This window comes from Phenylobacterium haematophilum (genome assembly GCF_014196295.1).
GTDB lineage: Bacteria > Pseudomonadota > Alphaproteobacteria > Caulobacterales > Caulobacteraceae > Phenylobacterium > Phenylobacterium haematophilum.
Genome location: NZ_JACIDK010000002.1, coordinates 395,323 through 420,601, shown reverse-complemented (window position 1 = coordinate 420,601; position 25,279 = coordinate 395,323). Strand labels below are relative to the sequence as shown.

Genomic DNA, 25,279 nt, shown 5'->3' with positions numbered 1-25,279 from the left:
CCCCGATCAGGCCGCGACGCGGTAGGCGGGGTTGCGTGCGTAGAGACCAGGCCGGCCAGCGACCGGCTCGAAGGCGTCAGACAGCCCCGCGGCGGATTCTTGGCCTCCGAGGAAAAGGTAGCCCTCGGGGCTCAGGGCGCGGGCCAGATTGATGAGCAGCCGCCCCTTCATCGGCTCGATCAAGGTCGAGAGCACGTAACGGCAGAAGATCACGTCGAAGCGGCCGGCCGTCGACAGGTCAGCCACCAGGTTGACCCGCCGCCAGCGGATCATCTGGCGCAGGCGCGGCGAGACGCGCCAGTTCTCGTCCGACTGTTCGAAATGGCGGACCAGCTGCCGGATCGGCAGGCCGCGTTGCACCTCGAACTGGGTGTAGAGGCCGCTCTGGGCCTTCTCCAGCTGCCGCTCGCCGATGTCGGTGCCGAACAGTTCGACCTTAAGCCCCGGCAGCCGGCCGCGCTCGTCCTCGACGATCATGGCCAGGGAATAGACTTCCTGTCCGGCCGCGCAGGCCGCCGACCAAATGCGCACGGGTTCGGCGCCGCGTTGGCGCGCCAGGGCAGGCAGCACTTCGTCGCGGAACAGGGCGAACGGCTCGCGGTCGCGGAAGAACGCGCTTTCGGACTGGACCATGGCCTCGACGATCGACCAGGCCAGCTTGTCCTCACGTCGCTCGCGCAGCATGGAGAGCATGTCGCCGACGCTGCCGAAGCCGTCCCGGCGGGCGACCGGGGCGAGCCGGCTCTCGATCAGATAGGCCTTCTCCGGATCGACCCGCACGCCCACGCGGGTCGCGCAGAGCTGAGACACCAGTTCGCGATCGCCTGGCGTCATGCCAGCCCGACCTCGGCGAACTTCGCCGTGATGATGTCGCCGTCGAACGGCTTCATGATGTATTCGTCGGCGCCGCTGTCGAGCGCCTCGCGGATGCGCTCGATGCTGTTCTCGACCGTGCAGAACACCACCGTCGGCTGATCGCCGCCCGGCTCCTGGCGCAGGATGCGCAGGAACTCGATGCCCGACATGGCGGGCATGTTCCAATCCAGAAGAACAGCGTCGGGCATGGCCGCGCGACACCAGGCGAGCGCCTCCAGCCCGTCGGCGGCCTCGGCGATCTCGAAGCCGATGTCCTCCAGGATTCGGCGCGCGACCTTGCGGATCACGCGGCTGTCATCGACGACGAGACAGGTCTTCAACGCGGGCGCCTCCCTGTGGCGTTTCTGCCGCTGCGTTGGTTAAGGAGCCGTATGGCGCAGGGCAGATTTCCGCCGCTTGCCCCGGGAAGCTGGGGAGCGTTTCAGAATTTGTCGATTGAGGCGCCACCCGCCCGGCCTAGGCTGGCGGCCTTACATACCCGATGCAAGAGGACCGCGATGATCGACCTCCATTACTGGCCGACCCCGAACGGCAAGAAGGTGACGATCCTCCTCGAGGAGCTCGGCCTGCCCTACAAGATCGTGCCGGTGCACATCGGCCGCGGCGACCAGTTCACCGACGGCTTCCTCCAGATATCGCCGAACAACCGCATGCCGGCGCTGGTCGACCACGAGCCGGCGGACGGCGGGGCGCCGCTCAGCGTGTTCGAGTCCGGCGCGATCATGATCTATCTGGCCGAGAAGACCGGCCGCTTTCTGCCGGCCGACGTGCGCGGCAAGTACGAGGTCATCCAGTGGGTGATCTGGCAGATGGCCAACCAGGGCCCGAAGTTCGGCGAGCGCGGACACTTCAGCCGCGTGGCCCCCGAGCATGGCGACCAGTCCTACGCTCAGCGACGCTTCAACGACGAGGTTCACCGCCTGTATGGCGTGCTGAACAACCGGCTCTACGACCGCCGCTACATCGCCGGCGACGAGTACTCGATCGCCGACATGATCTCGTTCCCCTGGACCGCCAGTTGGGAGCTGCAGGGGATCGACATGGGCGAGTTCAAGTACTTCAAGCGCTGGTTCGACGAGATCAGCGCCCGCCCGGCCGTGCAGCGCGGCATGGCCGTCGTCGCCGATCCCGGCGAGGACCCGAAGTCGATCACGCCGGAAGAGCAGGAGCGTCGGCGCGGCCTGCTGTACAACCAGCGCGCCCGGCCGGCCCCCGCCGTCTAGCCGCCCAGACGCGCGGACCAGTCCTCGACACGGCGCGTCTCCAGCCGGCGCCGCGCGTACTTGCGCCAGCCCTCGGGAAGGTGATCGAGGGCGGCCATGGCTGCCAATTCCTCGCGATTCAGAGTGTCGATATAGAGCGTCCGCCAGAGCCGGTGGATGGTCCAGTCGGGCGAGCGGCGGTCCTGAAGTTCGAAGCTGTCGCCGGGAGCGACGAGGCCCGGTTCGAGCACCCGGTAGTACCAGCCGGTGCGGCCGGTGGCCTGGACCCGCTGGGCCATGTCGGGGATGTCGAGGCGAAGGTTGAGCTTCCAGCAGGGCTGGCGGCCCTGGGAGACCTCGATCAGCGCCGAGCCCAGGCGGAAGACGTCGCCGATCGCGACGGCGCGCTCGTCCAGGCCACGGGTCGAAAGGTTTTCGCCGAAGCCGCCGGGCGCGGCCAGCGCCGGACGCTCGCCGACCTCGGCGCGCCATGTCGCGTAGTGGTCGAAGGGATAGTGATGGACCGCCTTGTCGGGTCCGCCGTGGACGCGGGCGTCGGCTTGGGCGTCGCCCTCGAAGCCGGTCGTGGTCAGGCGCGAAGGGCCGGCGACCGGCGCCTTGGCGATGCCGCTCAGCGTCGTCCCTAGCGGGGCGACCTGGCCGACGAGCAGGTGATCGAGGCGAAGCATGCGCCTGCGATTAGGCGCAGAAAGGTCTGACCGGAAGGTCCGCTGGGGAACCTCCGGCCAGACCAGTTTCCTAGATCAGCGCCGCCGGCTGGACGTCCAGTTCCTTGAGCAGCGGCTCGGCGTAATCGACCCGGCCGGTGACAGTCTGCGGATCGCCCGAAGCCAGCCGGTAGACCGCCTCGGCGATGTACTCGATCGGCTGCACGCGGCTCTTGGTGGCTTCGTTGATCAGGCCGTGGACCGCCACGCCGGGGGTGTCGACGAGGCCCGGCGAGACCACGTTGACCGCGATGTTGTCAGCATAGACCTCGGAGGCCAGGCCGGTCGAGAACCGCTCCAGCGCCGCCTTGCATATGCCGTAGACGGTGCCGCCGCGGCCGGGGCCGTAGGGCTGCTTGGGATGGATGCCGGCCGGCGAGGAGATGTTGACGATCCAGCCGGCGCCCTTGTCGCGCATGCCGGGGATGACCAGCTGCGAGAGGTGGAACGGCGCGTAGACCTGCACCTCCATCATCAGCTTGAAGCGCTTCTCCGGGAACTCCTCGACCGGGATGAAATAGGTGATGGCGGCGTTGTTGATCAGGATGTCGACCGGGCCGTAGAGGGCGGTCGCTTCCTCGACCAGGCGCTCGCGCTCGGAGGCCTGAGCCAGGTCGGCCTTGATAAAGGCCGCCTCGCCGCCGGCCTTGCCGATGCGCTCGACGGTGTCCTGCAAGGTGCCGGGCAGCCGGCTCTCGCCGCTCTCGGCGGTGCGTGCCGAGGCGACGACCTTGGCGCCCTCCTGGGCCAGGCGGGCGCAGATCGCCTCGCCGATGCCGCGGCTGGCGCCGGTGACCAGGGCGACGCGGCCCTTCAGCGTCCCGTTTGGATTGACGGTGACCATTCTCGAAATCTCCCTAATGAAATGTCTTTGTTTTTATTTGGGGACGAGGCCGCTCGCGGCCTCGCCTAGGTAACGCCCTCCGCCGTCTGGAGAGCGGGCTTGCCCACCGTGGCGGGCCAGGCGTCGACCGTGACGCGGCGCATATGCCGCCGCTGCCCCGGATAATCGTTGAGCGCGAAGTGCCAGACCGAGCGGTTGTCCCAGAAGGCCACCGACCCGGCGCTCCAGGCGAAGCGGCAGGTGAAGGCCTCGTAGCGGGAATGCTCGAACAGGAAATCGAGCAGCGGCTTGCTCTCGCGCTTGCTCCAGCCGTCGATCCGCATCGTGAAGGCCGGATTGACGTAGAGCGCCTTGCGGCCGGTCTCGGGGTGCACCTTGACCACCGGATGGATGAACTCGCCGACCGCCCCCTCGGCCTCGACGACCTTCATCGAGGCGCGCTTCTGGGCCGAATGGCCTTGCGAGGAGTATTCGCGGCCCGCCGAGTGGACGGCGTTCAGGCTCTCCAGCGTCGCTTTCAGGCCGGGCGACAGCGCCTCGTAGGCGGCGGCCTGGCTGGCGAACAGGGTGTCGCCGCCCCACTCCGGGATTTCGACCGCATAGAGGATCGAACCGATGGAGGGGTTCTCCAGGAAGCTCATGTCAGAGTGCCAGCCGCCGCCGAAGTTCACCTTGTCGCCCGGCTCCTTGACGATCTCCATGACCTCGGGATGGCCGGGCATGCCAGCGACATAGGGATGGATATTCAGCGGCCCGAAGCGGCGGCCGAAGGCGAGCTGCGCCTCCGGCGTCAGGGCCTGGTCGCGGAAGAACACCACCTGATGGTGGACGAAGGCCGCACGGATCTCCTCGATCACCGCGTCGGGCAGGTCGGCGGACAGGTCGACGCCGGAAATCTCGGCGCCGAGGGCGCCGGCCACCTTGCGGATCTTGAGGCCTGACATCGGACCATCTCCCTCTTGGCTCCCGCGATCAAACAACGCCTGGCCGCCGAGCGCGAGTCAGAAGGTCTCACTTCGGCTGCAGAAGATCCCACCGGTTGCCGTAGAGGTCCTCGAAGACCGCCACGGTGGCGTAGGCCTCGTCGCGCGGCGCCTCCAGGAACTTCACGCCGGCCGCGGTCATGCGCGCATGGTCGCCGGCGAAGTCGTCGGTGTGCAGGAAGAAGCCGACGCGGCCGCCGGTTTGGTCGCCGACCCGCGCGGCCTGGATCTCGCCCGCCGCCTTGGCCAACAGCAGGCCGCCCTGCGAGCCCGGCGGGGTCACGACGACCCAGCGCTTTCCGCCGCCCATGTCGTCGTCGCGGGTCAGCTTGAAGCCGAGCTGATCCACATAGAAGCCGATCGCCTCGTCGTAGTCGCGGACCACGAGGGCGGTGAGGGCGAGGCTTTGGGTCATATAACCTCCAATTGGACTCTAGACCCCGGCGCCACCGAAGCTAGAGTGCGGGCCGTTTTTAAAGGGGGGAGTATCCATGCGTAGAGTCTCGGCGCCCACCGCCGCTAAAATTCTCAGCGTCGCCATTGTTCTGAGTATGGGCGCGAGCGGCCAGGCCGGCGCCCAAGCCCAGCCGGCCACCGTCATCCATGCTGGCGCGCTGCTGGACAAGCCGGGCCAGGCGCCGCGCGGCGCCTCCACCCTGATCGTCCGCGGCGGCAAGATCGAAGCGGTGCGCGACGGCTTCGTCGAACCCGAGGCCGGGGCCAAGGTCGTCGACCTGCGCGACCAGTTCGTGCTGCCCGGCCTGATCGACAGCCACGTCCACATCTTCAGCGACGACGACAAGGTCAAGGGGCGCATGGAAGCGCCCAACCGCGACCTGGAAGACGATATGGTGATCGGCATCGACAACGCCCGCCGCACCCTGGAAGCCGGTTTCACCACCATCCGCGACGTCGGCAGCGACATCCGCAGCGTCACCGCCCTGCGCGACGGCATCAACAACGGCCTTCTGACCGGGCCGACCATTCTGGCCGCCGGTCGCCCGATCGCCGTCACCGGCGGCCATGGCGACGGCTCCAACAATCTCAACCGCGACCTGACCGAAGCCGCCCACCGCGAGGGCGACAACGTCTGCAACGGCGCAGAAGATTGCCGCCGCGCCGTGCGCGCCCAGATCAGCCAGGGCGCGGACGTGATCAAGTTCACCGCCACCGGCGGGGTGCTGTCGAACGTCGCCGGGGGCCTTGGCGCGCAGATGTTCGACGACGAGATGAAGGCGATCGTCGACACCGCCCACATGTTCGGCCGCAAGGTCGCCGCCCACGCGCATGGCACCGACGGCGTCGTCGGCGCGCTGAACGCCGGGGTCGACTCGATCGAGCATGGCACTTTCGGCAACGCCCAGACCGATGCGCTGTTCAAGAAGACCGGCGCCTACTTCGTGCCGACCATGCTGGCTCCGAAGACCGCCCTCGACCAGGCCCGCGCCGGCGCCCGCTCGAAGGCCTCGCTGGAAAAGGCCGAGATCGCGGCCAAGGCGGCGATGGACAACCACCGCCGGGCCATCGCCAACGGCGTGAAGATCGCCTTCGGCACCGACACCGGCGTCTCCGCCCACGGCGACAACGGCAAGGAGTTCGCCCTGATGGTCAGCGTCGGCATGACCCCGACCGAGGCGATCAAGGCCGCGACGGTCAACGCCGCCGACCTGCTGGGCCGCTCGTCCAGCATCGGCACCCTGGAAGCCGGCAAGGACGCGGACATCATCGCCGTGGCCAAGAGCCCGCTGTCGGACGTCACCCAGCTGGAACACCCGACCTTCGTCATGCACCGTGGCGCCGTGGCCAAGATCGGCGGCCAGCGCGCTCCGTTCCCGCCGAACTAGTCGAACCGCGCCCGCACGCGCGGGAGTTGTCAGCTCCCGAAGTTAGGCTAGGGTCCTCCCTAGCTTAGCTTCGGAGGGCACGATGGACTTGATGTTCCAACCGCTCCGCAAGTACGCGGATTTTACCGGCCGGGCGCGCCGGATGGAATTGTGGCTTTTCTGGCTGCTGCTGATCGGGATCCAGATCGTCTTCTCGATCCTGATCGGCTTGGTCGCCGGACCGACGGCGGGGGTGGCCGACCCGACCGATCCGTTCGCGGTCCTGAACGGGCCGGCCAAGGCGCTCTACGGCGTCTTCTTTCTGATGATGCTGGCGCTGCTGATCCCCAGCCTGGCTGGTATCCATTCGCCGGCTGCACGACACCAACCGCACCGGCTGGTGGCTGCTGCTTGGGCTTATCCCGTTCCTCGGCGCGCTGGTGCTGCTGATCTTCTACCTGCTGGACGGCACGCCTGGCCCCAACAAGTACGGCCCCGATCCGAAGGGTCGGGTCTCGGCCGCCGCGGCGTGACCGGCGATCCGGCGGGGCGCGAGCCTCGCCGGACACCCTGTCGGCGTCAGGCCGGCACCGTCGCCGCGAAGGTGACCTTTTCCTCGGCCACGTCAGCGAACACCCGCCCGCCGGCGTCGCCCATGAACAGGTGGACATAGTAGGCCTGGACCCAGTGGCCGTGCAGGCCGTCGCCCAGCGGCTCGCCGCGCAGGCCGGCCAGCACCTCGGGACGCAGGCGCGCGCGCGGACCGACCGCCTCGACCGCGATGGCGATGGTCGCTTCCTGGGCGACGGCACGCACCTTGGCCACGCCGCCGGTCGGCAACGCCGCGCCGGCCATCTGGGCCAGATTCATCAGCGCGCGGGCGGCCGGTTTGTTCACGGTCGGGGCCTCGACCTGCCACTCCAGCGTCGCGCGCATGTGGTTGAAGACGCCCTGGGCCAACTTTTCCAGTTCGCGCGGATCGAAGGTCTCGGCCGAGGCCGAAGCGCCGAACGCAACCCGGGTGAAGGCCAGCAGGTCGGCCAGCTTGCGCGCCGAACCCGAGATCAGGTTCATCGCGTCGTCCTTCATGTCCTGGGCGCTGGGATCGTCCAGCAGATCCAGGCCCGAGACGATGGCGCTCGCGGGGCTGATGAAGTCGTGACACATCCGCGCGGCCAGGTAGGCGGCCACCTCGGCGGTGCGCGGCGGAGCCTTGCCTTCCGGCACGGTTTCAGGGGTCGATTGGGGGGTGTCTACGCCGTCCATCATTACGCTCGCGAACTTGTCCTGATTTGGCGCTTTGGCAAACGCGCCGCTGCACTCTAGAGAACCGCCCATGGGCGGTCCTGATCCCTTCCTCGAGCCCGGCGTGCTGGTGATGCACCCGACCCGCGAGGACTGGGGCCTGGGCCAGGTGCAATCTGTCGCGGGACGCAAGGTGACGGTGAACTTCGAGCACGCAGGTAAACAGGTGATCGACAGCGCGGTGATCGCCCTGAGGTTCGTGAGCGACGACCCGCGAGGCGCCCGATGAGCGGCGCACGCGACGTCGGCGAAGTGCTGGCCGAGATCTGCGAGGAAGCCGCGGCGCTGATCCTGCCGCTCTGGAAGTCGGAACTGACGGTCTATTCCAAGGCCGACGAAAGCCCGGTGACCGAAGCCGACCGGCGCGGCGAGGCGCTGATCCTGGAGCGGCTGTCGGCCGCTTTTCCCGATATTCCGGTAATTTCGGAGGAGGACGCCAGCGAGTTCGGCACTCCCGACGCGATCGGGCCGCGCTTCTTCCTGGTCGATCCGGTCGACGGCACCAAGGCGTTCGTGCGGGGCGATCCGAACTTCACCGTCAATATCGGCCTGATCGAAGACGGCCGCCCGGTGGCCGGGGCGGTCAACGCCCCCGCCACCGGCGAGACCTGGTTCACCTTGGGCGGCGCGGCGATGAAGCGTACGACTGGCGCGGCGGCGCAGCCCGTACGCACACGCCCGTGGCCGCAGGGCGCGGCGGTGGCGCTGATCAGCCACACCATGAAGGACGAGACCGCGCAGAAGCTGGCCGAGCAGTACGGATTCGACCTGCGCGAGCCGATGGATTCGTCGATCAAGTTCTGCCGTATCGCCGAAGGATCGGCCGACATCTATCCCCGCCACGGGCCGACCATGGAGTGGGACATCGCCGCGGGCCATGCGGTGCTGGCGGCGGCTGGGGGGCAGGTGAAGACCCCGGAGGGGCAGGACGTGGCCTACGGCAAGGCCGAGGCCGGCTTCCGCAACGGCTGGTTCGTCGCCAAGGGCTAGCCGGCCGAAGCGCCCGCGACCGTGGCCATCATCGGGGCCTGCGGGTCCGCGCCCAGGCCGGGCGCGCCCGCGCCGATCGCGACGTAGCCGGCGAAACCGACTGCAAACGCGGTTGCGGCGATCCAGGCGAACGGGCGGACGATCTGGTAGGCGCTGACTTCGGTCACTGGATGTTCCTGTCGAGGCTGACGACAGTGGAACAGCCGAACCGGCGGCCGGTTGCGAGCTCCGCGCGACAAAGTTCGGCGAACCGGCGACCAAGCTGCTCAAGGTCCCGCCGATGCGGCCTGGACGACACACCAGCGTCATTTTGCGAATAATTCGCATTGCCAGGTGACCCAGCTGTAATTAATAGCGCTTCGCAGTTTCATTCGCATACGGCCGAGGGGCATTCGGTGATCAATCGACGGACAAACGGCGTTCGCGCCTATGCGCGCAAGGCGCTCACTCCCGCTGCGGTCGCCGGCGTCGCGGGCCTGGCGCTGGTTCCGCAGCTCGCGCTGGCCGACGAGGCGGACAACGCGACCGAAGTGTCGGGCGTCCAGGTCGATGGCCACCAGACCCTTCAGCCGGCCTCGCCCAAGTATACGGCCCAATTGCTCGACACCCCGCGCAGCGTCACGGTGATCCCGCAGGCGGTGATCACCCAGACCGCCGCGACCTCGCTTTCGGACCTGCTGCGCACCTCGCCGGGCATCACCTTCGGCGCTGGCGAAGGCGGCCAGCCGCTGGCCGACCGTCCGTTCATCCGTGGCCAGGCCTCAGGCAACAACATCTTCGTCGACGGCATTCGCGACTCGGGCGGCCAGGTCCGCGAGGTCTTCAATCTGGAGCAGGTCGAAGTCATCAAGGGGCCGGACAGCGCCTACAACGGCCGCGGCTCGGGCGGCGGCTCGATCAATCTGACGACCAAGCGTCCGAAACTGGAAGAGACCATCGCCGCCGGCGCCGCCGTCGGCACCGGCGGCTATCTGCGCGGGACGGTCGACGCCAACCTGCCGGTCGGCGAGACCGGCGCGATCCGCTTCAACCTGATGGGAACGCAGGGCGACGTCCCCGGCCGCGACAGCGTCGACTTCGACGCCTGGGGCGCGGCGATCAGCGGCGCGGTGGGCCTGGGCGCCGACACTCGCCTGACCGCCAGCTACTATCACCTGACCCGCAACGACATGCCCGACTACGGCGTGCCGCTTTACACCAAGCTGGGCGGGGCCACCGCGCCGCGTCCAAACGCCAGCGGCGTGCTCGATGTGCCGCGTGACTCGTTCTATGGGCTGAAGGCGCGCGATTTCCAGAAGACGGAAGCCGACGTCGGCACCCTGATCGCCGAGCACGACATCAACGAGGCGATCACCTTCCGCAACGCCTTCCGCGTCGCCAGGACCCTGAACGACTACGTGGTCACCAACCCGGGCGACGGCGGCGCCGCGCAGTTCGTGGCCGGCGAATGGTGGATGAAGCGCGGCACCAAGTCCCGCTGGAACGAGGCCGTGACCGTCGCCAACGTCACCGACTTCTACGGCAAGTTCCGCACGGGCGGCATCGAGCACAGCTACGACGTCGGCCTGGAGCTGTCGCGCGAGACCAACAGGAACGCGTCCTACGTGATCTACACCACCGGCGGGTCGGCTTGCCCGACCGGCTTCGCCAACAACGTCACCACCGCAGGCGTCGGCGATTGCACCCGCGTCTATGCGCCGAACCCGAGCGACCCGTGGCAGGGGATCATCACCCGCCCGACCCCGTCGGTGAACTACACCAACACCATCGGCGTCTACGCCTTCGACACCATGTCGTTCGGCGACAAGTGGCTGCTGAACCTCGGCGTACGCTTCGACGACTACTCGGTCACGGGCCGCGACGTGGCCGTCACCAGCGCCAGCGGCGTGGTCACCGGCACGACCATCACTCCGCGCAAGGGCGACTGGCAGTTCACCAATTACCAGGTCGGCTTGGTCTACAAGCCGGTGGCGAACGGCAGCCTCTATGTCTCGTACGGCACTTCCTCGACTCCGCCGACGATCGCGGGCGGCGACCAGAACACGGGCGCGGGCGCCGGCTCGGGCAACCTCGCCAACGTCCTGCTCGATCCGGAGGACATCACCTCGGCCGAGGCCGGCGTGAAGTGGGCGTTCTTCCGCGAGCGCCTATCGGCCTCGGCGGCGATCTTCCACATGACCCGTGAGAACGCCCAGATCCAGATCGCGAGCGGAGTCTACGCCCAGGTCGGCGAGACCATGGTCCAGGGCGTCGAAATCGGCGTCACCGGCCGCGTCACCCCGGCCTGGATGGTGTTCGGCGGCTACACGTACATGGACAGCGAGCTGGTCCGCGGCGCCTACAACGGCGTCAACCAGGGCGAACAGCTGGCCAACACGCCCGAGCACACCTTCAGCCTGTTCACGACCTATGACCTCAACGAGCGCTTCAGCTTCGGCGGCGGCGCCTACTACTCGTCGGACAGCTACGGCGGCAACCAGGGCGGCGCGGGCGGCGGCGGCAACCGCGTCTACGCCCCGGCCTACTGGAAATTCGACCTGTATGCGGCGTACCGCATCCGCGAGAACCTGGACCTGCAGCTGAACGTCAAGAACGTCGGCGACGAGGAGTACATCGCCCAGACCAACGGCGTGCACCACGCCGACTACGGTCCCGGCCGCCAGGCGATCCTGACCCTCAACGTCCGCTTCTAGGCTGCTCGGCGAGCGGACGATCAGGCCCTGCCCCTTCCCGGGCGGGGCCTTTTGTCTTTCGAAAAACCCGAACTAAGGTCCCGCGCGATGATGCTGCATATCCCCGAGGTGCTGACCAAGGCGCAGGTGGCCGAGCTGCGCGCGGCGATCGACGCCGCCGACTGGATCGACGGCAACGCCACATCGGGCACGCAGTCGGCCCTGGCCAAGCGCAACGAACAGCTGCCGGAAGGCTCGGCCGCCGCCCGCTTCGCCGGCGGAAAGATACTCGACGCCCTGTCGCACAGCCCGCTGTTCGTGACCGCCGCCCTGCCCCAGACGGTGTTCCCGCCGCTGTTCAACCGCTATGGCGGCGGCCAGACCTTCGCCACCCACATCGACAACTCGATTCGCCAGAGCCGCGATGGGAGCGTGCGGATCCGCAGCGACCTGTCGGCCACCCTCTTCCTGACCGAGCCCGAGGACTATGACGGCGGCGAACTGCTGGTCGAGGACACCTACGGCGTCCACGAGGTGAAGCTGCCGGCCGGCGACCTTATCCTCTATCCGGCTTCCAGCCTGCATCAGGTCACGCCGGTGACGCGCGGGGCGCGGACCTCGAGCTTCTTCTGGATCCAGAGCATGATCCGCGACGACGCCCGCCGCGCTTTGCTGTTCCAGATGGATATCGCGATCCAGCAGCTGTCGCTGAAGGTCGGCGCCGGCGCGCCGGAGCTTGTGTCGCTGACCGGGACCTATCACAACCTGCTGCGCATGTGGGCCGAGGTCTAGCCGCGAACAACGGCGGCGCGGACCTTCGCGAACGGGAGGGCGCCATGACCTACGAGACCATCACCTACGAGACCCGCGGTCAGGTCGGGGTGCTGACCCTGAATCGTCCCGAGAAGCTCAACGCCATCTCCGCCGAGTTACGCCGCGACCTGGAGGCCGGGCTGATCGCGGCGCGTGACGACGACGCTGTCCGCGCCCTGGTGCTGACGGGAGCCGGTCGCGGATTCTGTTCCGGCGCCGACCTGACCGGCCCTGCGCCCGAGCGCGACGGCCCGCCGCCGCAGAGCGAGCGCCTCGACGAAGAGGCCTGGATGGGGCGCTGGGCGCGCCTGCTGCACGACTTCGACAAGCCGCTCATCGGGGCGATCAACGGCGTCTGCGCCGGCGCCGGAATGGCCTGGGCGCTGGCCTGCGACGTGCGTATCGGCTCCGAGCATTCGCGCTTTAAGACCACCTTCGTCGAGCGGGCGATCTCGCCGGACTCCGGCCTGTCGTTCCTGCTGCCGCGGATCGTCGGCTATGCGAGCGCCGCCGATCTGATCTTCACCAGCCGCATGGTGCTGGCCGAGGAGGCGCTGAAGCTCGGCCTGCTCAACCGCCTGACCGACCACGACACTCTGCTGGACGACGCAGTGGCCTACGGCGAACAGATGGCCCAGTGGCCGCCGCTGGCCATCCGGATGGCCAAGCGCGTGCTGCAGACCAACATGGAGTCCGACTTCATCAGCGCCGTGAAGTACGAGTCCGTCGGCCTGGCCCACGCCCGCCGCGCCGTGAACGACGTCAAGGAGTCGGCTGCGTCATTCCGCGAGAAGCGCAAAGGCGTCTACACGGGCACGTAAAATGAGGTCATAAGGCGCGCATACAGTTCCATTGGGAGACCGCGCCATGGCCCTCGACACCGGCGACCAGCAGAAGACCTTCAACTGGGAAGATCCGCTGGACCTGGCCTCGCGCCTCACCGAGGAGGAGCGGATGGTGTGGGAGAGCGCCCGCGCCTACGCCCGCGAAAAGCTGCTGCCGCGAGTCGTCTCGGCATACGCCAATGAGCGCTTCGATCGCGAGATCATGACCGAGATGGGCGCCCTCGGCTTCCTCGGCGCGACCCTGCCCGAGCAGTACGGCGGGGCCGGCGTCAGCCACGTGGCCTACGGCCTGATCGCGCGTGAGATCGAGTCGATCGACAGCGGCTACCGCTCGGCGATGAGCGTGCAGTCCTCGCTGGTCATGTACCCGATCTACGCCTTCGGCTCGGAAGAGCAGAAGATGAAGTACCTGCCCGGCATGGCCCGCGGCGAGATCGTCGGCTGCTTCGGCCTGACCGAGGCCGACGGCGGCTCGGACCCGGCCTCGATGCGCACCGTCGCCAGACAAGTCGATGGCGGCTACGTGCTGAACGGCGCCAAGATGTGGATCACCAACGCCCCGATCAGCGACGTCTGCCTGGTGTGGGCCAAGCTGGACGGCGTGATCCGCGGCTTCCTGGTCGACCGCGGCTCGGAAGGCCTGACCACCCCGAAGATCGAGAACAAGCTCAGCTTGCGCGCCTCGATCACCGGCGAGATCGCGCTCGCCGACGTGTTCGTGCCCGAGAACCAGATGCTGCCGAACGTGACCGGCCTGCGCGGGCCGTTCTCGTGCCTCAACAAGGCCCGCTACGGCATCAGCTGGGGCGCGATGGGCGCCGCCGAATTCTGCCTTCACGCCAGCCGCGAATACACCCTGACCCGCAAGGTGTTCGGCAAGCCGCTGGCCGCCCGCCAACTGGTCCAGAAGAAGCTGGCCGACATGCAGACCGAGATCGCGCTGGGCTTCGAGGGCGCGCTGGCGCTCGGCCGCCTGCTCGACCAGGGCGCCTGGGTGCCGGAAGCCATCAGCCTGATGAAGCGCAACAACTGCGGCAAGGCACTGGCCATCGCCCGCGAGGCGCGCGACATCCACGGCGGCAACGGGATTTCCGGCGACTATCACGTCATGCGCCATGCCGCGAACCTGGAGACCGTGAACACCTATGAAGGCGCGCACGACGTCCACGCGCTGATCCTCGGCCGCGCCATCACCGGCGAAAACGCCTTCTAGAACTCGCGTCGGAGTTTTGATCCACAACCGATGCGTTAGAAAAATGCGGGTCCAAACGTTACGTTTACCGACCCGCGTTACCTTGCCCGCTGAACAAAGGGGCGGGGGCGATGGCCGCAAGGCGGACACCGCAGGAATCGAAGGCGATCGTCGAGTGGCTGTTCGAGAACAGCCGCGAGGTGATGTTCGTCATCGGCGCGGACAAGCGGTTCAAGCTGGTCAATCCGACCTTCGAGCGGGAGACCGGCTGGACGGAGGCTGAGGTCGTGGGCCAGTACGCCCGCGACTTCATCCATCCGGGCGAAGAAGCCAGCATCGAGTCGCACCTTCAGCGCCTGAGGGACCAAGGCTACAGCGACCACGCCTCGCGCATCCGCGCCAAGGACGGCGGCTGGCGCTGGTTCGAGGGCCGCGCCCAGCTGCTCCCCAACGGCGAGATGATCGGGGTGGTCCGCAACGCCACGCGCGAGCGCGAGCTGGACGCGCGGCTGGTCGCCGCCGAACGCACCGGACAGCTGCTCTCGCAGGCGGCCGGCATCGGCACCTGGTCCTACGAACCGGGCGACGACCGCATCGAGTGGTCGCAGGACATCCTCAACCTGACCGGCTATCGCGACGACGAGATCGACGACATCGACAAGGTCGGGGCGGTGCTGCATCCCGACGACGCCCTGGTCGTCCGCACCGCGGTCATGGAGGGCATCCTCTACGGCAAGGGTGGATCGCTCGAGCACCGGCTGAAGGACAAGACCGGCGGCTGGACGCACTGGCGCAACACCTTCCGCACCGAGGCGCGGCCGGGCGGCGAGTACGCCCTTCGCGGGGTGATGCAGGACATCACCGAGTTGGTGCAGGCTCGCGACGGGGCGGTGCGCGGCAAGCAGCAGATGCTGCAGCTGGTGGAAGGCGCGCCGTTCGCCGTGGCGATGTTCGACCGGCGGCTGCGCTATCTGGTGATGAGCGGCGCCTGGCGGCAGATGTTCACCCGCCAGGACAAGGAACAGATCGGCCTGACCCTGGCCCAGAGCTTCCCGCGGGCGCCCAAGCGGCTGGTCAACGCCATGCAGCGCGCGCTGGACGGCGAGATCGTCGCCCGCAACGAGGACCGCATCAACGACATCGACGACGTGCGCCGATGGGTGCGTTGGCAGGCGCGTCCCTGGCGCGACGCCAAGGGCCGGGTGCAGGGCGTGGTCTGCTATGTCGACGACGTCACTCCGCTGACCCAGGCGCGGCGCGAGGCCGAGGTCAACGCCCGGCGCCTGAAGCTCGCCCTGACCGCCGCCGACGCCGGCGTCTACGAGATCGACCACGTCCAGAAAACCTTCTGGGCGAGCCCGGAATTCGAGCGGATGCTGGGCAAGGACATCCGGGGCTACGAAGACGCCCAGACCCTGCAGTTCCCGCGCTTCCACCCCGACGACCTGGACCATGTGCGCCAGTCGTTCCGCGACATCCGCGACGGCAACCGCGCGCCCGGCGCGGCGTTCGAGGCCCGCGCCATCGGTCCGACCGGCGAGGAACGCTGGATCCGCGTCTTCCATCACCTGTCGACCGACCGTCAGGGACGCTGGCTGAAGGGCGTCGGCCTGGTTCAGGACTTTGACCAGCGCAAGCGCCAGGAACTGGACCTGATCGCCGCTCAGCGCGCCGCCCAGGCGGCCGGCGAGGCCAAGGCCGCGTTCCTGGCCAATATGAGCCACGAGATCCGCACGCCGATGAACGGGGTGATGGGCGTGCTGCACCTGCTGAAGGCCGAGACCCTGTCCGACGAGGGTCGGCGGATGCTCGATGAGGCGCTGTCCTGCGGCCAGATGCTGGCCGAGCTGCTCAACGACGTCATCGACTTCTCGAAGATCGAGGCCGGACGGCTTGAGATGGCGCCGGAGGCGGTCGACCCGCGGGCCCTGATCGAGGGCGTCGCGCGGCTGTTGCGGCCCCAGGCCGAGGCCAAGCACCTGAAGCTCGTCGTCGACGTCGATCCGGCCGTGGGTTGGGTGGTGTCCGATCCGGTGCGGCTGCGCCAGGCGTTGTTCAATCTGGTCGGCAACGCCGTGAAGTTCACCCTGAAGGGCCAGGTCACCATCCGCGCCCGTCTGAGGCCGGGCCCGGTGACCCAGATGCTGCGGCTGGAGATCGCCGACACCGGCGTCGGCATTCCCGAGGCCGTGCAGCCGCGGATATTCCAACGCTTCGACCAGGGCGACGCCTCGACGACCCGCAAGTTCGGCGGCTCGGGCCTGGGACTTTCGATCACCCAAAAGCTGGCCCAGATGATGGGCGGCGGGGTCGGATTCGCCTCGACCGAAGGCGTCGGCTCGGTGTTCTGGCTGGAAGTGTCGGCCGCCCCGTCCGAGCCCGCGGTCGCAGCCGAGGAGACCACCGACGATTGGCTGAACGGTCTGCGGGTGCTGGTGGTCGAGGACAATCCGACCAACCGCATGATCGCGACCAAGCTCCTCGAAAGGCTCGGCGCCGACGTCGAAACCGCCGCCGACGGCTATCTGGGCGTCGAGGCGGCGGCTCGGGCGGCCTTCGACCTGATCCTCATGGACGTACAGATGCCCGGCATCGACGGTCTGGAGGCGGCGCGGCGCATCCGGGCCATCGGCGGCGCCGTGGCGGCCACGCCCATCGTCGCCCTGACCGCCAACGTCCTGGCGCACCAGCGCGCGGCCTATCTGGAGGCGGGGATGGACGGGGTGGTCGGCAAACCGATCTCACCCGCCGCCCTGCTCAGTGAAATCGCACGTCTGGCCGAACGCGACGCCGACGAGACGACGATCGACGCTGCCGCGGTTGCCTGACGACGCTTCGCTCCGCCCCTTCCCACACCACCGTTCTCCGAGTTAGACCTTGGTCGGTTTCGGGGGAGACAAGGGATGGCGGACCTCGCCGGGGAGTCGGGCAAGAAGCCCGCGTCGTTGCGCACCGTGGTGACCGCTTCGTCGGCGGGGACCGCCTTCGAGTGGTACGACTTCTTCGTCTTCGGCAGCCTGACCCACGTCATCTCCAAGACCTTCTTCTCCGGCCTGCCGGAGACCGCCGGCTACATCGCCGCCCTGGCCCTTTTCGGGGCCGGCTTCCTGTTCCGCCCGCTGGGCGCATTGGTGTTCGGGCGGATCGGCGACAAGGCCGGCCGCAAGGGCGCCTTCCTGGTCACCGTCGTGCTGATGGGCGCGGCCACCTTCGCCATCGGCCTGCTGCCGACCTACGCCCAGGTGGGACTGCTGGCGCCGGCGCTGCTGGTGCTGATGCGGATCGTCCAGGGCTTCGCGCTCGGCGGCGAGTACGGCGGCGCGGCGATCTACGTGGCCGAGCACGCGCCGGCCGACGGCCGCGGCTGGGCCACCGGCTGGGTGCAGACCTCGGCCGCGCTCGGCCTGTTCGGGGCGCTGATGGTGATCCTGATCACGCGGTTGGCGGTCGGGCGCTATTTCGGTCCCGAAGCCTTCGATCAGTGGGGCTGGCGGATCCCGTTCCTGGTCTCGGCCGGACTGCTGGCGATCTCGATCTGGATGCGCCTCAAGCTCTCCGAGAGCCCGGCCTTCGCCAAGATGAAGGCCGAGGGGACCGCCTCCAAGGCCCCGTTCGCCGAGGCGTTCGGCCAATGGCGCAACCTGAAGATCGTGCTGCTGGCGCTGGTGGCGGTGATGTTCGCCCAGGGCGCCGTCTGGTACACAGCCTTCTTCTACGTCCAGACTTTCATGGAACGGTTCCTGAAGGTCCCGCCCGAGACCATCAACCTCCTGATGCTGTCGGCGACCGCGGTCAGCGCGGTCGGCTACGTCCTGTTCGGATGGCTGTCGGACAAGATCGGCCGCAAGCCGGTGATGCTGTTCGGCATGGTCCTGATGCTGGCCGCCTACTTCCCCGGATTCCACATGCTGACCCAGACCCTGAACCCGGCGCTTTCGGAGGCCCAGGCCCGCACGCCGGTGGTGGTGGTCGCCGACCCTAGCGACTGCTCGCTGCAGTTTGATCCCATTGGAAAGGCTGCCTTCCTGTCGTCCTGCGACATCGCCAAGAGCGTGCTGTCCGGGGCTGGCGTCTCCTACGACAATGAGGTCGGCGCCGCCGGCGCTCCCGCGATGGTGCGGATCGGATCGACCACCGTCCATTCGGCCAGCGCCGTCGGCCTGGTCGGCAACACCGCCAAGGCCGCCAAGGCCAAGGTCGAGGGCGAGATCAAGGCCACCCTCGCCTATGCCGGCTATCCATCCGAGGCCGACCCCGACCGGATGAATCTGCCCGCTGCGTTCCTGGTGCTGCTGGTCTTCGTGACCGCCGCCACCGCGCTCTACGGACCGATCGCCGCCTGCCTGGTGGAACTGTTCCCGACCCGCATCCGCTACACGGCGATGTCGCTGCCCTATCACATCGGCACCGGCTGGGTCGGCGGCTTCACCCCGTTCACCGCCTTTGCGATCGTCGCAGCGACCGGCCATGTCTATTCCGGGCTCTGGTATCCGTTCGCCTTCACCCTGATCTCGGTCGTCGTCTGCCTGCTGCTGCTGCCCGAGACCCGCGGCCGGTCGCTGGATCAGTAGGACGCTGTCCCAACTAGGAGATCCAAGCTTTCCCTCTCCCCCGCGAGGGAGAGGGAAATCAGGGCCAAGGCCTCGGCGAACTGCGGCGTGCGCATACCCTCGATCGCCGCGGCCAGCCGCGCCCTGACGTAGCCGAACCGGCCGGCTTCGGTTTCCAGCACCGGCTCGCCCAAAGTCAGCGCTTCGTGCAGATCTTCGAGCGAGCGCCCAGAGAGGTCCCGCGCCTGTGGTTGGTCGCCGACGGCGTTCGCCATCACCAGCCCGTAGAACAGGTGGTTCACCTGCCGCATGACCTGCAGCCGGGCGCGGCGGGTCGCGTCCGCCGCCCCGAAATAGGTCGCGAGCAACAGGTCCTCCTGGGCCGGCGTGCGGGCGAAGAGATTGGCGATGCAGGCGAGATCGACATAGCGGTCGGCCAGGAACGCCGACTCCCAGTCCACCAGCCATAGACGCGATCCGTCATAGAGGATGTTGCGCGGGTTGAGGTCGTTATGGCTGGCGACGAGGTCGGCCGGATCGGTGCGGTAGCGTGCGCGAAGCTCGCGATAGCGGTCGAGCAACTCGGCCATGGCGGCCGGCGCTACCAGGCCGCGCGCCTGGAACTGGGCGACGAGGGCGTCGATCCCGTCGAGATAGTCAACCAGCGGCGGAAATGGCGGGCCGGCGTGCAGGGCGCGGACGGTCTGCGCCGCCTCGACCACCAGCTGGTCGGGCGTGCCGCAATACTCCAGCGACAGCGGCCGTTCCTCGATGAAGTCCATGATCGCCACGCCGTCCTCGGCGTCGGCGTAGCGAACCCGCGGGGCCAGCAGCCCGGCCGCGGCGATCCGCATGCAGGCATAGGCGCGCTGCGGATCGCGGAAACCGTCGCGCGCCTGGTCCAGCCGCAGCAGGTAGGCGATGCCGCCGACGCGGATGCGGAACACGCCGGCGCCAGAGAGCCCGCCGCCCAGCGCCACGATGGAATCCGGTTCGGCGACGCCGAAGGCCGCGGTCAGGCCGCGGGCGACGGCGGCGCGGACGGGGGGGGAAAAGTCGAGCGCCATGGCGCGTCCTCCTCTGGGGAGGCCCTTTTACCCGGATATAAATGGACGTCAATATTATCCGGGTAATTATTCCCGGTCGCCGCGGGCCGCCCGCGCCGCCCAACGGCTGACCGCGTCGGAGACCAGCACGGCGGCGACCGCGATCGCGGCGGCGACCAGGCAAAGGGCCGCAGCCCGCGCCTCGTCCCCCGGCGATTGGGTCGCCCCATAGATCGCCGCCGGCAGGGTCAGGGTCTCGCCGGGGATGGCGGCGACGAAGGTGATGGTCGCGCCGAACTCGCCCAGCGCCTTGGCGAAGCCGAGGATCGCCCCGGCCGCCACGCCCGGCAGGGCCAGCGGCAGGGTGATGCGGAAGAAGCGGAGCAGCCGCCCGGCCCCCAGGGTGCGGGCGACCTCGTCCACCTCGCGGTCGACGGCCTCGATGGCCAGCCGGATCGGGCGGACCATCAGCGGAAATGCCATCACCCCGGCGGCCAGGGCCGCGCCGGTCCAGTCGAAGGCGAAGACGATCCCGACCTTCTCCAGCGCCTGGCCGAGCGCGCCGCGGCGTCCGAACAACAGCAGCAGCACGTAGCCGGTCGCCACCGGCGGCAGCACCAGCGGCAGGGTGACGGCGGCGTCCAGCACCACTCGCATCGCAAAGCGGCCGCGGGCCTGGGCCAGCGCCACCAGCACCGCGATCGGCAGGGCCACAAAGGTCGCCGCGCCGGCCACCTTCAGCGACAGCATCACCGCGGTGAAGTCTTCGGGCGTCAGCCCGCTCACGGGGCCGCCGTCGGCAGGATGTCGACCGTGACGCAAGCCGCTTCCAGCGCCGCCAGCTGCGCGCGGTCGGGCGGGCCGGTCGTCACCCAGGCGACGACCAGCCCGGCGCGGGTCAGTTCGGCGAGGCGCTGGGCGCTGGCGTCGGCCGGCGCCAGCCGCTCGGCGTCGCGGCGGGCCAGCGAGAGGACGGCCGGGTCGGCGTCCGCCTCGGCGATCAGAACGTCGGCGGCGGCCAGGGCCCGCACCGCGCGCAGGGTCAGCAGGTCGACCGGACCGCCGGCGACCACGATCCGCACGCGGCCCTGGGCGGCGACGCCGCTGGCCAGGGCCTCACGCAGCAGCCGGGCCGCGCCATCCATGTCGCCGACCATGGCGGCCGCGGCGGCCGGACCGGCCAAGGCCTCCCGCAGGAAGCTCCGGCGTTCGTGCAATTGTGGCCGCGCGGCACGGACTTCGTCCTGCATCTGGCGGAACAGCGCCGCCACCCGGCCGGCGCCTTCGGGAACGCGCTGTTCGATGTCGGCGCGCAGCATGGTCGCCAGCATCGGCGAGGCGCCGCCGGTGCCGATGGCGGCCACCACCTCGCCGCGGTCGATCACCGCCGGGGTGGTGAAGTCGCAGAGCTGAGGGCGGTCGACGACGTTGACCGGCACGTGGGCGGCGCGCGCGGCCGCCGCGGCGACTTGCGCAAAATCGTCGTCGGTGCTGGCCACGAAGGCGAGCGCGGCCCCGGCATAGGCGGTGGGATCGGCGGCTTCGTCGCCCTGCAGATGGACGATGCGGGCCGGCGAGCCCTCGAGCAACCGCAGCTTCGCCTCCGCCGGCTCTCCCGAACCGGCGATCACCACTTTACGGCCGCTGAGCGGGAAGAAGGCGGGAAAGGCGTCCATCAGCCGGTCTTGCAGTCGCGGTAGGACTCGCCCGGAACCCCGGTCAGCATCGCGGTGTCGCCCTTGCTGAAGAGCTCGACCCCGCCGCGCGCGTACTTGGCCCCGGACGCGGAACGCACGTGCGGCAGGCTGTAGGTGCGATCGCCGGCCCGCACGACCGCCTTGTCGCCAGCCAGGTCGTAGGCGGCGGTGAACGAGCGGCCGCCGGCGCAGACATAGGTCTGCGGCGCATCGGTCGCGTCCATCGGCGCCGTGCTGGCGCAGCCCGCGAGGACCAGCGCCGCCCCGATCGCCAACATCACCCTTCGCATCCAGGTCCCCTGACTGTCAGGCGCACAGCCTAGCGGTGGTCGCCGCCGAACGCAGCCACTTTACCGGCGAGGCTGAACGTCGTTAGGATGAGCGAACGCTCACATTGCGGGAGGGATACCCATGGCGATGACTCTGGACGTCAACGGCAAGCCCCTGGCCGTCAAGGCCGCGCCCGATACGCCGCTGCTGTGGGTGCTCCGCGACGAGCTGCAACTGACCGGGACCAAGTACGGCTGCGGCGTGGCCCAGTGCGGAGCCTGCACGGTGATGGTCGACGGCCAGGCGGTCCGGTCCTGCGTAACACCGATCGAGGCGGTCGCCGCCGGCAAGATCACCACCATCGAGGGCCTGGGCGGGCAGCACCCGCTGCAGCAGGCCTGGGTCAAGCACGAAGTGCCGCAGTGCGGCTACTGCCAGGCGGGCCAGATCATGTCGGCCGTCGCGCTGCTGAGCGCCAACGCCAAGCCGACCGACGCCGACATCGATGCGGCGATGGACGGCAACATCTGTCGCTGCGGGACCTATCAGCGCGTTCGCGCGGCCATCAAGGATGCTGCGACCATGCCCGCCAACGCCCCGGCCGCTGCGCCGGCGCCGGCCAAGGCTTGAGGGGAGAACCGTAGATGAACGCTCCCGTGAACAAGAAAGCGATCGCCGGCGCCACCCGCCGCGACGTGGTGATCGGCGCCAGCCTGGTCGGCGGCGCGCTGGTGGTCGGCGCCTGCTCGCCCGGCGACATCCTGTCGATCGGCGCCAAGGAAGACTTCGGCGCCTTCGGCCCCTTCATCAAGATCGCGCCAGACGGCGTGGTGACCGTGGTCTCCAAGCACATCGAATTCGGCCAGGGCAATCATGCGGGCCTGGCGGCCATCGTCGCCGAGGAGCTCGACGCCGACTGGTCCAAGGTCCGCGTCGAGCAGGCCCCGGCCATCGCCAAGGTCTATGCGAACACCGGCATGGGCGTGCAGGGGACCGGCGGATCGTCGGCGATCTCCAACTCCTGGGATCAGCTGCGCAAAGCCGGCGCTTCGGCGCGGGCGATGTTCGTCGAGGCGGCCGCCAACAAGTGGAGCGTGCCGGCCGGCGAGATCGCGGTGAAGGACGGCGTCCTGACCCACGCCTCGGGCAAGAGCGCGGGCTTCGGCGAACTGGTCGCCGATGCGGCCAAGGCGACGCCGCCGGCCACGCCGGTGCTCAAGGACCCAAAGACCTTCACCCTGATCGGCACCGACCGCGTGCGCCGCAAGGACGCCCAGGCCAAGTCCGACGGGACGGCCAGGTTCACCCAGGACGTCCAGCTGCCGAACATGCTGATCGCCATGGTCGCGCATGCGCCGAAGTTCGGGGCCAAGGTCGCCTCGTTCGACGCCGCCGACGCCAAGAAGGTTCCGGGCGTGGTCGAGGTCTACCAGATCCCGACCGGCGTGGCCGTGGTGGCCGAAAACACCTGGGCCGCCAAGCAGGGCCGCGACGCGCTAAAGGTCACCTGGAACGAGGACGAAGCGGAAAAGCGCTCCTCCGACGCGATCCTGGCCCGCTACAAGGATCTCGCCTCCGGCAAGGCCCAGCCGGCCGACAAGGAGGCGTGGCAGACCTTCGAGAGCAAAGGCGACATCGCCACAGTCAAGGGCGAGGCGTTCGAGGCGGCCTACGACTTCCCCTTCCTGGCCCACGCGACCATGGAGCCGATGAACTGCGTGGCCCAGGTGGGTGGCGGCAAGGCCAAGCTGACCTTCGGCTCGCAGATCCCGACCATCGACCAGCTCAACACCGCCAAGATCATGACCATGCTGCCCGGCGCGGTGGAGATCGAGACGCTGTTCGCCGGCGGCTCGTTCGGGCGGCGCGCCAACTTCCAGTCCGACTACGTCGCCGAGTGCGTCGAGATCGCCAAGAAGGTCGGCAAGGACCGGCCGGTGAAACTGGTCTGGACCCGCGAGGACGACATGGCCGCCGGCTACTTCCGGCCGATCGCCCACCACACGGTGCGCGTGACGCTCGACAAGGACGGCTATCCGGCCAGCTGGCGCCAGCGGGTGGTCACCCAGACGCTGATGAAGGGCTCGCCGATGGGCCAGCCCAAGCTGGACGAGACCGCCGTCGAAGGCACGCTGGGCTCGCCGTATCTTAAGGCGACGCCGATCGTCGACGCCCAGCTGATCCAGCCGGACTCGGGCGTGCCGGTGCTGTGGTGGCGCTCGGTCGGCGCGACCCACACCGCCTATGTGATGGAGCACACCATCGACCAGCTGGCCAAGAAGGCCGGCAAGGATCCGGTCGAGTATCGCCGCGCGCTCTACACAAAGGCCGGGGCCAACCGGCATCTGGCGGTGCTGAACCTGGCGGCGGAAAAGGCCGGCTGGACCACTCCGACGCCGGCGGGCTGGACCCGCGGCGTCGCCGTGCACGAGAGCTTCGGCTCGGTCGTGGCCCAGGTGGCGGAAGTGAAGCTGGACGGCGGCGTGCCGAAGGTCGGCCGCGTGGTCACCGCCATCGATTGCGGCACCGCGATCTCGCCCGACCAGATCGCCTCGCAGATGGAAGGCGGCACCTGCTACGGGCTGTCGGCGGCGCTGTTCGGCCAGATCACCCTGAAGGACGGCGTGGTCGAGCAGGGCAACTTCGACAGCTATCGCGTGCTGCGCAACTCCGAGGCCCCGACCGTCGAGACCTACATCGTGCCGTCCGGCAACGCGCCGAGCGGCGTGGGCGAGCCGGGCACCCCGGTGATCGGCCCGGCGGTGGCCAACGCCCTGCTGACCCTCACGGGCCAGCCGACGCTCAGCCAGCCGTTCGTCAAGGCCTAGGCTGGCCAGCCAGGTCGCCGCGCTCGTCGACGTCGAACAGCACGCCGTCGTCGGGCGCCGTCACCAGGGCCAGGGCCGCGCCGAGGTCCTTGAGGATCGCCCGCGCCCCGGCGTCGCCATTCAAGGTCAGCAGCCGCGGCAACAGGCCCGCGCCGATCAGCGCCGGATGGCCTCGCCGGCCTTCGAACACCGGGGCGGCGGCCGGCGCGCCGGCGCGAACCGCCTGCGCCAGGCCTTCCAGCACCGCATGCGGCACGCGAGGCATGTCGCCCAGGAAGACAAACGCGCCTGCACAATCGGCGGGCAGCTCGGCGGCGGCCCGGCGCAGCGACGCGCCCATGCCCTCCTCATGGTCGTCTGCATGGACCACCAGCAGGCGATCGGCCGCGCCCGTTCGCGCGGCGAAGTCGCGGACCACGGCCTCGACCTGCGCCGCTGCCGTTCCGGTGACCACGATCACCCGCCGGACGGGCGCGGCGAAGGCGGCCGCCAGGGCGCCGTCCAGAAGGGCGCCGCCTGCCCAAGGCGCGAGCAGCTTGCCGCCGCCGAACCGCCGCCCCGCCCCGGCCGCCAGAACCACAGCCTCGAATTCAGGCGCCTCTGTCGCCAAACCGT

The 25,279-nt window shown here is 69.0% G+C and carries 25 protein-coding genes and 2 pseudogenes; 14 read left to right on the top strand and 13 right to left on the bottom strand.

Annotation, left to right across the window (positions count from 1 at the left end):
* Positions 1-6: 6 nt before the first annotated feature.
* Positions 7-834, bottom strand: coding sequence for a CheR family methyltransferase (locus tag GGQ61_RS07940; protein ID WP_183771333.1), 828 nt, complete (start codon positions 832-834; stop codon positions 7-9).
* Positions 831-1,196, bottom strand: coding sequence for a response regulator (locus GGQ61_RS07935; protein ID WP_183771331.1), 366 nt, complete (start codon positions 1,194-1,196; stop codon positions 831-833). The genes GGQ61_RS07940 and GGQ61_RS07935 overlap by 4 nt, the downstream gene beginning before the upstream one ends.
* A gap of 177 nt (positions 1,197-1,373) precedes the next feature.
* On the opposite strand from GGQ61_RS07935, the gene GGQ61_RS07930 reads away from it, so the two are divergent.
* Complete coding sequence (locus GGQ61_RS07930; RefSeq protein ID WP_183771329.1) at positions 1,374-2,099, top strand: glutathione S-transferase N-terminal domain-containing protein; 726 nt, start codon at positions 1,374-1,376, stop codon at positions 2,097-2,099.
* Here GGQ61_RS07930 and GGQ61_RS07925 read toward each other — a convergent pair.
* The 4 genes from GGQ61_RS07925 to GGQ61_RS07910 form a co-directional block, all read right to left on the bottom strand.
* Complete coding sequence (locus GGQ61_RS07925) at positions 2,096-2,767, bottom strand: MOSC domain-containing protein (protein ID WP_183771327.1); 672 nt, start codon at positions 2,765-2,767, stop codon at positions 2,096-2,098. The genes GGQ61_RS07930 and GGQ61_RS07925 overlap by 4 nt on opposite strands.
* A gap of 70 nt (positions 2,768-2,837) precedes the next feature.
* Complete coding sequence (locus tag GGQ61_RS07920) at positions 2,838-3,650, bottom strand: SDR family NAD(P)-dependent oxidoreductase (RefSeq protein WP_183771325.1); 813 nt, start codon at positions 3,648-3,650, stop codon at positions 2,838-2,840.
* Between the two features lie 65 nt (positions 3,651-3,715).
* On the bottom strand, positions 3,716-4,594 hold the full coding sequence (locus GGQ61_RS07915) for a TauD/TfdA dioxygenase family protein (protein WP_183771323.1): 879 nt from the start codon (positions 4,592-4,594) through the stop codon (positions 3,716-3,718).
* 67 nt (positions 4,595-4,661) lie between these two features.
* A complete protein-coding gene (locus GGQ61_RS07910; RefSeq protein ID WP_183771321.1) occupies positions 4,662-5,048 on the bottom strand; it encodes a VOC family protein in 387 nt (128 codons plus the stop codon).
* 76 nt (positions 5,049-5,124) lie between these two features.
* On the opposite strand from GGQ61_RS07910, the gene GGQ61_RS07905 reads away from it, so the two are divergent.
* The 3 genes and pseudogenes from GGQ61_RS07905 to GGQ61_RS22705 form a co-directional block, all read left to right on the top strand.
* Positions 5,125-6,477, top strand: a complete 1,353-nt coding sequence (locus GGQ61_RS07905) for a metal-dependent hydrolase family protein (protein WP_183771319.1) — start codon at positions 5,125-5,127, stop codon at positions 6,475-6,477.
* A gap of 82 nt (positions 6,478-6,559) precedes the next feature.
* Positions 6,560-6,754 (top strand): annotated as a pseudogene (locus GGQ61_RS22160) (DUF805 domain-containing protein); the annotation flags it as partial.
* Positions 6,755-6,812: 58 nt separating this feature from the next.
* Positions 6,813-6,893: pseudogene (locus GGQ61_RS22705) on the top strand (DUF805 domain-containing protein); the annotation flags it as partial.
* A gap of 142 nt (positions 6,894-7,035) precedes the next feature.
* Here GGQ61_RS22705 and chpT read toward each other — a convergent pair.
* Positions 7,036-7,725 (bottom strand): histidine phosphotransferase ChpT, encoded by a 690-nt coding sequence (gene chpT / locus GGQ61_RS07895; protein WP_343056079.1) that lies wholly within the window; start codon positions 7,723-7,725, stop codon positions 7,036-7,038.
* A 67-nt stretch (positions 7,726-7,792) separates the two neighbouring features.
* On the opposite strand from chpT, the gene GGQ61_RS07890 reads away from it, so the two are divergent.
* Together GGQ61_RS07890 and cysQ are read left to right on the top strand one after the other, a co-directional pair.
* Positions 7,793-7,990, top strand: coding sequence for a DUF3553 domain-containing protein (locus tag GGQ61_RS07890; protein WP_183771317.1), 198 nt, complete (start codon positions 7,793-7,795; stop codon positions 7,988-7,990).
* Positions 7,987-8,751, top strand: coding sequence for a 3'(2'),5'-bisphosphate nucleotidase CysQ (cysQ, locus tag GGQ61_RS07885; RefSeq protein WP_183771316.1), 765 nt, complete (start codon positions 7,987-7,989; stop codon positions 8,749-8,751). The genes GGQ61_RS07890 and cysQ overlap by 4 nt, the downstream gene beginning before the upstream one ends.
* Here cysQ and GGQ61_RS07880 read toward each other — a convergent pair.
* Positions 8,748-8,918, bottom strand: coding sequence for a hypothetical protein (locus GGQ61_RS07880; RefSeq protein WP_183771314.1), 171 nt, complete (start codon positions 8,916-8,918; stop codon positions 8,748-8,750). The genes cysQ and GGQ61_RS07880 overlap by 4 nt on opposite strands.
* Positions 8,919-9,146: 228 nt before the next feature.
* Between GGQ61_RS07880 and GGQ61_RS07875 the strand changes: the two genes are divergently transcribed.
* From GGQ61_RS07875 to GGQ61_RS07850, 6 genes are all read left to right on the top strand, one after another.
* Positions 9,147-11,444, top strand: a complete 2,298-nt coding sequence (locus GGQ61_RS07875) for a TonB-dependent receptor (protein ID WP_343056078.1) — start codon at positions 9,147-9,149, stop codon at positions 11,442-11,444.
* Between the two features lie 87 nt (positions 11,445-11,531).
* Positions 11,532-12,215 carry a Fe2+-dependent dioxygenase gene (locus GGQ61_RS07870; RefSeq protein WP_183771312.1) on the top strand — a complete coding sequence of 228 codons (684 nt, stop codon included), beginning with the start codon at positions 11,532-11,534 and terminating at the stop codon, positions 12,213-12,215.
* Between the two features lie 44 nt (positions 12,216-12,259).
* Positions 12,260-13,057, top strand: coding sequence for an enoyl-CoA hydratase/isomerase family protein (locus GGQ61_RS07865; protein ID WP_183771311.1), 798 nt, complete (start codon positions 12,260-12,262; stop codon positions 13,055-13,057).
* 46 nt (positions 13,058-13,103) lie between these two features.
* Complete coding sequence (locus GGQ61_RS07860; protein WP_183771309.1) at positions 13,104-14,294, top strand: acyl-CoA dehydrogenase; 1,191 nt, start codon at positions 13,104-13,106, stop codon at positions 14,292-14,294.
* 110 nt (positions 14,295-14,404) lie between these two features.
* Positions 14,405-17,101 carry a PAS domain S-box protein gene (locus tag GGQ61_RS07855; protein ID WP_183771307.1) on the top strand — a complete coding sequence of 899 codons (2,697 nt, stop codon included), beginning with the start codon at positions 14,405-14,407 and terminating at the stop codon, positions 17,099-17,101.
* Between the two features lie 75 nt (positions 17,102-17,176).
* Positions 17,177-18,844 carry an MFS transporter gene (locus tag GGQ61_RS07850; RefSeq protein WP_183771305.1) on the top strand — a complete coding sequence of 556 codons (1,668 nt, stop codon included), beginning with the start codon at positions 17,177-17,179 and terminating at the stop codon, positions 18,842-18,844.
* Here GGQ61_RS07850 and GGQ61_RS07845 read toward each other — a convergent pair.
* From GGQ61_RS07845 to GGQ61_RS07830, 4 genes are all read right to left on the bottom strand, one after another.
* Entirely contained in the window at positions 18,838-19,890 is a 1,053-nt protein-coding gene (locus GGQ61_RS07845; RefSeq protein ID WP_183771303.1) for a phosphotransferase, read from the bottom strand. The two genes, GGQ61_RS07850 and GGQ61_RS07845, sit on opposite strands and share 7 nt — an antisense overlap.
* Before the next feature lie 66 nt (positions 19,891-19,956).
* Positions 19,957-20,655 (bottom strand): molybdate ABC transporter permease subunit, encoded by a 699-nt coding sequence (gene modB / locus GGQ61_RS07840; protein ID WP_183771301.1) that lies wholly within the window; start codon positions 20,653-20,655, stop codon positions 19,957-19,959.
* Positions 20,652-21,545 carry a precorrin-2 dehydrogenase/sirohydrochlorin ferrochelatase family protein gene (locus GGQ61_RS07835; RefSeq protein WP_183771299.1) on the bottom strand — a complete coding sequence of 298 codons (894 nt, stop codon included), beginning with the start codon at positions 21,543-21,545 and terminating at the stop codon, positions 20,652-20,654. Before GGQ61_RS07835 ends, modB begins: the two co-directional genes overlap by 4 nt.
* Positions 21,545-21,856, bottom strand: coding sequence for an MliC family protein (locus tag GGQ61_RS07830; RefSeq protein ID WP_183771297.1), 312 nt, complete (start codon positions 21,854-21,856; stop codon positions 21,545-21,547). Before GGQ61_RS07830 ends, GGQ61_RS07835 begins: the two co-directional genes overlap by 1 nt.
* Positions 21,857-21,977: 121 nt before the next feature.
* Between GGQ61_RS07830 and GGQ61_RS07825 the strand changes: the two genes are divergently transcribed.
* Positions 21,978-22,466 carry a (2Fe-2S)-binding protein gene (locus GGQ61_RS07825; RefSeq protein ID WP_183771295.1) on the top strand — a complete coding sequence of 163 codons (489 nt, stop codon included), beginning with the start codon at positions 21,978-21,980 and terminating at the stop codon, positions 22,464-22,466.
* A gap of 14 nt (positions 22,467-22,480) precedes the next feature.
* Positions 22,481-24,664 carry a xanthine dehydrogenase family protein molybdopterin-binding subunit gene (locus GGQ61_RS07820; protein WP_183771293.1) on the top strand — a complete coding sequence of 728 codons (2,184 nt, stop codon included), beginning with the start codon at positions 22,481-22,483 and terminating at the stop codon, positions 24,662-24,664.
* Here the strand turns inward: GGQ61_RS07820 and GGQ61_RS07815 are convergent.
* Positions 24,654-25,274 (bottom strand): nucleotidyltransferase family protein, encoded by a 621-nt coding sequence (locus GGQ61_RS07815; RefSeq protein WP_183771292.1) that lies wholly within the window; start codon positions 25,272-25,274, stop codon positions 24,654-24,656. The genes GGQ61_RS07820 and GGQ61_RS07815 overlap by 11 nt on opposite strands.
* Positions 25,275-25,279 lie beyond the last annotated feature (5 nt).

Bases quoted from the DNA above. Each gene is read 5' to 3' on its own strand.
- GGQ61_RS07940 (WP_183771333.1), bottom strand. From the start codon at position 834: ATGACGCCAGGCGATCGCGAACTGGTGTCTCAGCTCTGCGCGACCCGC.
- GGQ61_RS07930 (WP_183771329.1), top strand. From the start codon at position 1,374: ATGATCGACCTCCATTACTGGCCGACCCCGAACGGCAAGAAGGTGACG.
- GGQ61_RS07925 (WP_183771327.1), bottom strand. From the start codon at position 2,767: ATGCTTCGCCTCGATCACCTGCTCGTCGGCCAGGTCGCCCCGCTAGGG.
- GGQ61_RS07920 (WP_183771325.1), bottom strand. From the start codon at position 3,650: ATGGTCACCGTCAATCCAAACGGGACGCTGAAGGGCCGCGTCGCCCTG.
- GGQ61_RS07915 (WP_183771323.1), bottom strand. From the start codon at position 4,594: ATGTCAGGCCTCAAGATCCGCAAGGTGGCCGGCGCCCTCGGCGCCGAG.
- GGQ61_RS07910 (WP_183771321.1), bottom strand. From the start codon at position 5,048: ATGACCCAAAGCCTCGCCCTCACCGCCCTCGTGGTCCGCGACTACGAC.
- GGQ61_RS07905 (WP_183771319.1), top strand. From the start codon at position 5,125: ATGCGTAGAGTCTCGGCGCCCACCGCCGCTAAAATTCTCAGCGTCGCC.
- chpT (WP_343056079.1), bottom strand. From the start codon at position 7,725: ATGATGGACGGCGTAGACACCCCCCAATCGACCCCTGAAACCGTGCCG.
- GGQ61_RS07890 (WP_183771317.1), top strand. From the start codon at position 7,793: ATGGGCGGTCCTGATCCCTTCCTCGAGCCCGGCGTGCTGGTGATGCAC.
- cysQ (WP_183771316.1), top strand. From the start codon at position 7,987: ATGAGCGGCGCACGCGACGTCGGCGAAGTGCTGGCCGAGATCTGCGAG.
- GGQ61_RS07870 (WP_183771312.1), top strand. From the start codon at position 11,532: ATGATGCTGCATATCCCCGAGGTGCTGACCAAGGCGCAGGTGGCCGAG.
- GGQ61_RS07865 (WP_183771311.1), top strand. From the start codon at position 12,260: ATGACCTACGAGACCATCACCTACGAGACCCGCGGTCAGGTCGGGGTG.
- GGQ61_RS07860 (WP_183771309.1), top strand. From the start codon at position 13,104: ATGGCCCTCGACACCGGCGACCAGCAGAAGACCTTCAACTGGGAAGAT.
- GGQ61_RS07855 (WP_183771307.1), top strand. From the start codon at position 14,405: ATGGCCGCAAGGCGGACACCGCAGGAATCGAAGGCGATCGTCGAGTGG.
- GGQ61_RS07850 (WP_183771305.1), top strand. From the start codon at position 17,177: ATGGCGGACCTCGCCGGGGAGTCGGGCAAGAAGCCCGCGTCGTTGCGC.
- GGQ61_RS07845 (WP_183771303.1), bottom strand. From the start codon at position 19,890: ATGGCGCTCGACTTTTCCCCCCCCGTCCGCGCCGCCGTCGCCCGCGGC.
- GGQ61_RS07835 (WP_183771299.1), bottom strand. From the start codon at position 21,545: ATGGACGCCTTTCCCGCCTTCTTCCCGCTCAGCGGCCGTAAAGTGGTG.
- GGQ61_RS07830 (WP_183771297.1), bottom strand. From the start codon at position 21,856: ATGCGAAGGGTGATGTTGGCGATCGGGGCGGCGCTGGTCCTCGCGGGC.
- GGQ61_RS07825 (WP_183771295.1), top strand. From the start codon at position 21,978: ATGGCGATGACTCTGGACGTCAACGGCAAGCCCCTGGCCGTCAAGGCC.
- GGQ61_RS07820 (WP_183771293.1), top strand. From the start codon at position 22,481: ATGAACGCTCCCGTGAACAAGAAAGCGATCGCCGGCGCCACCCGCCGC.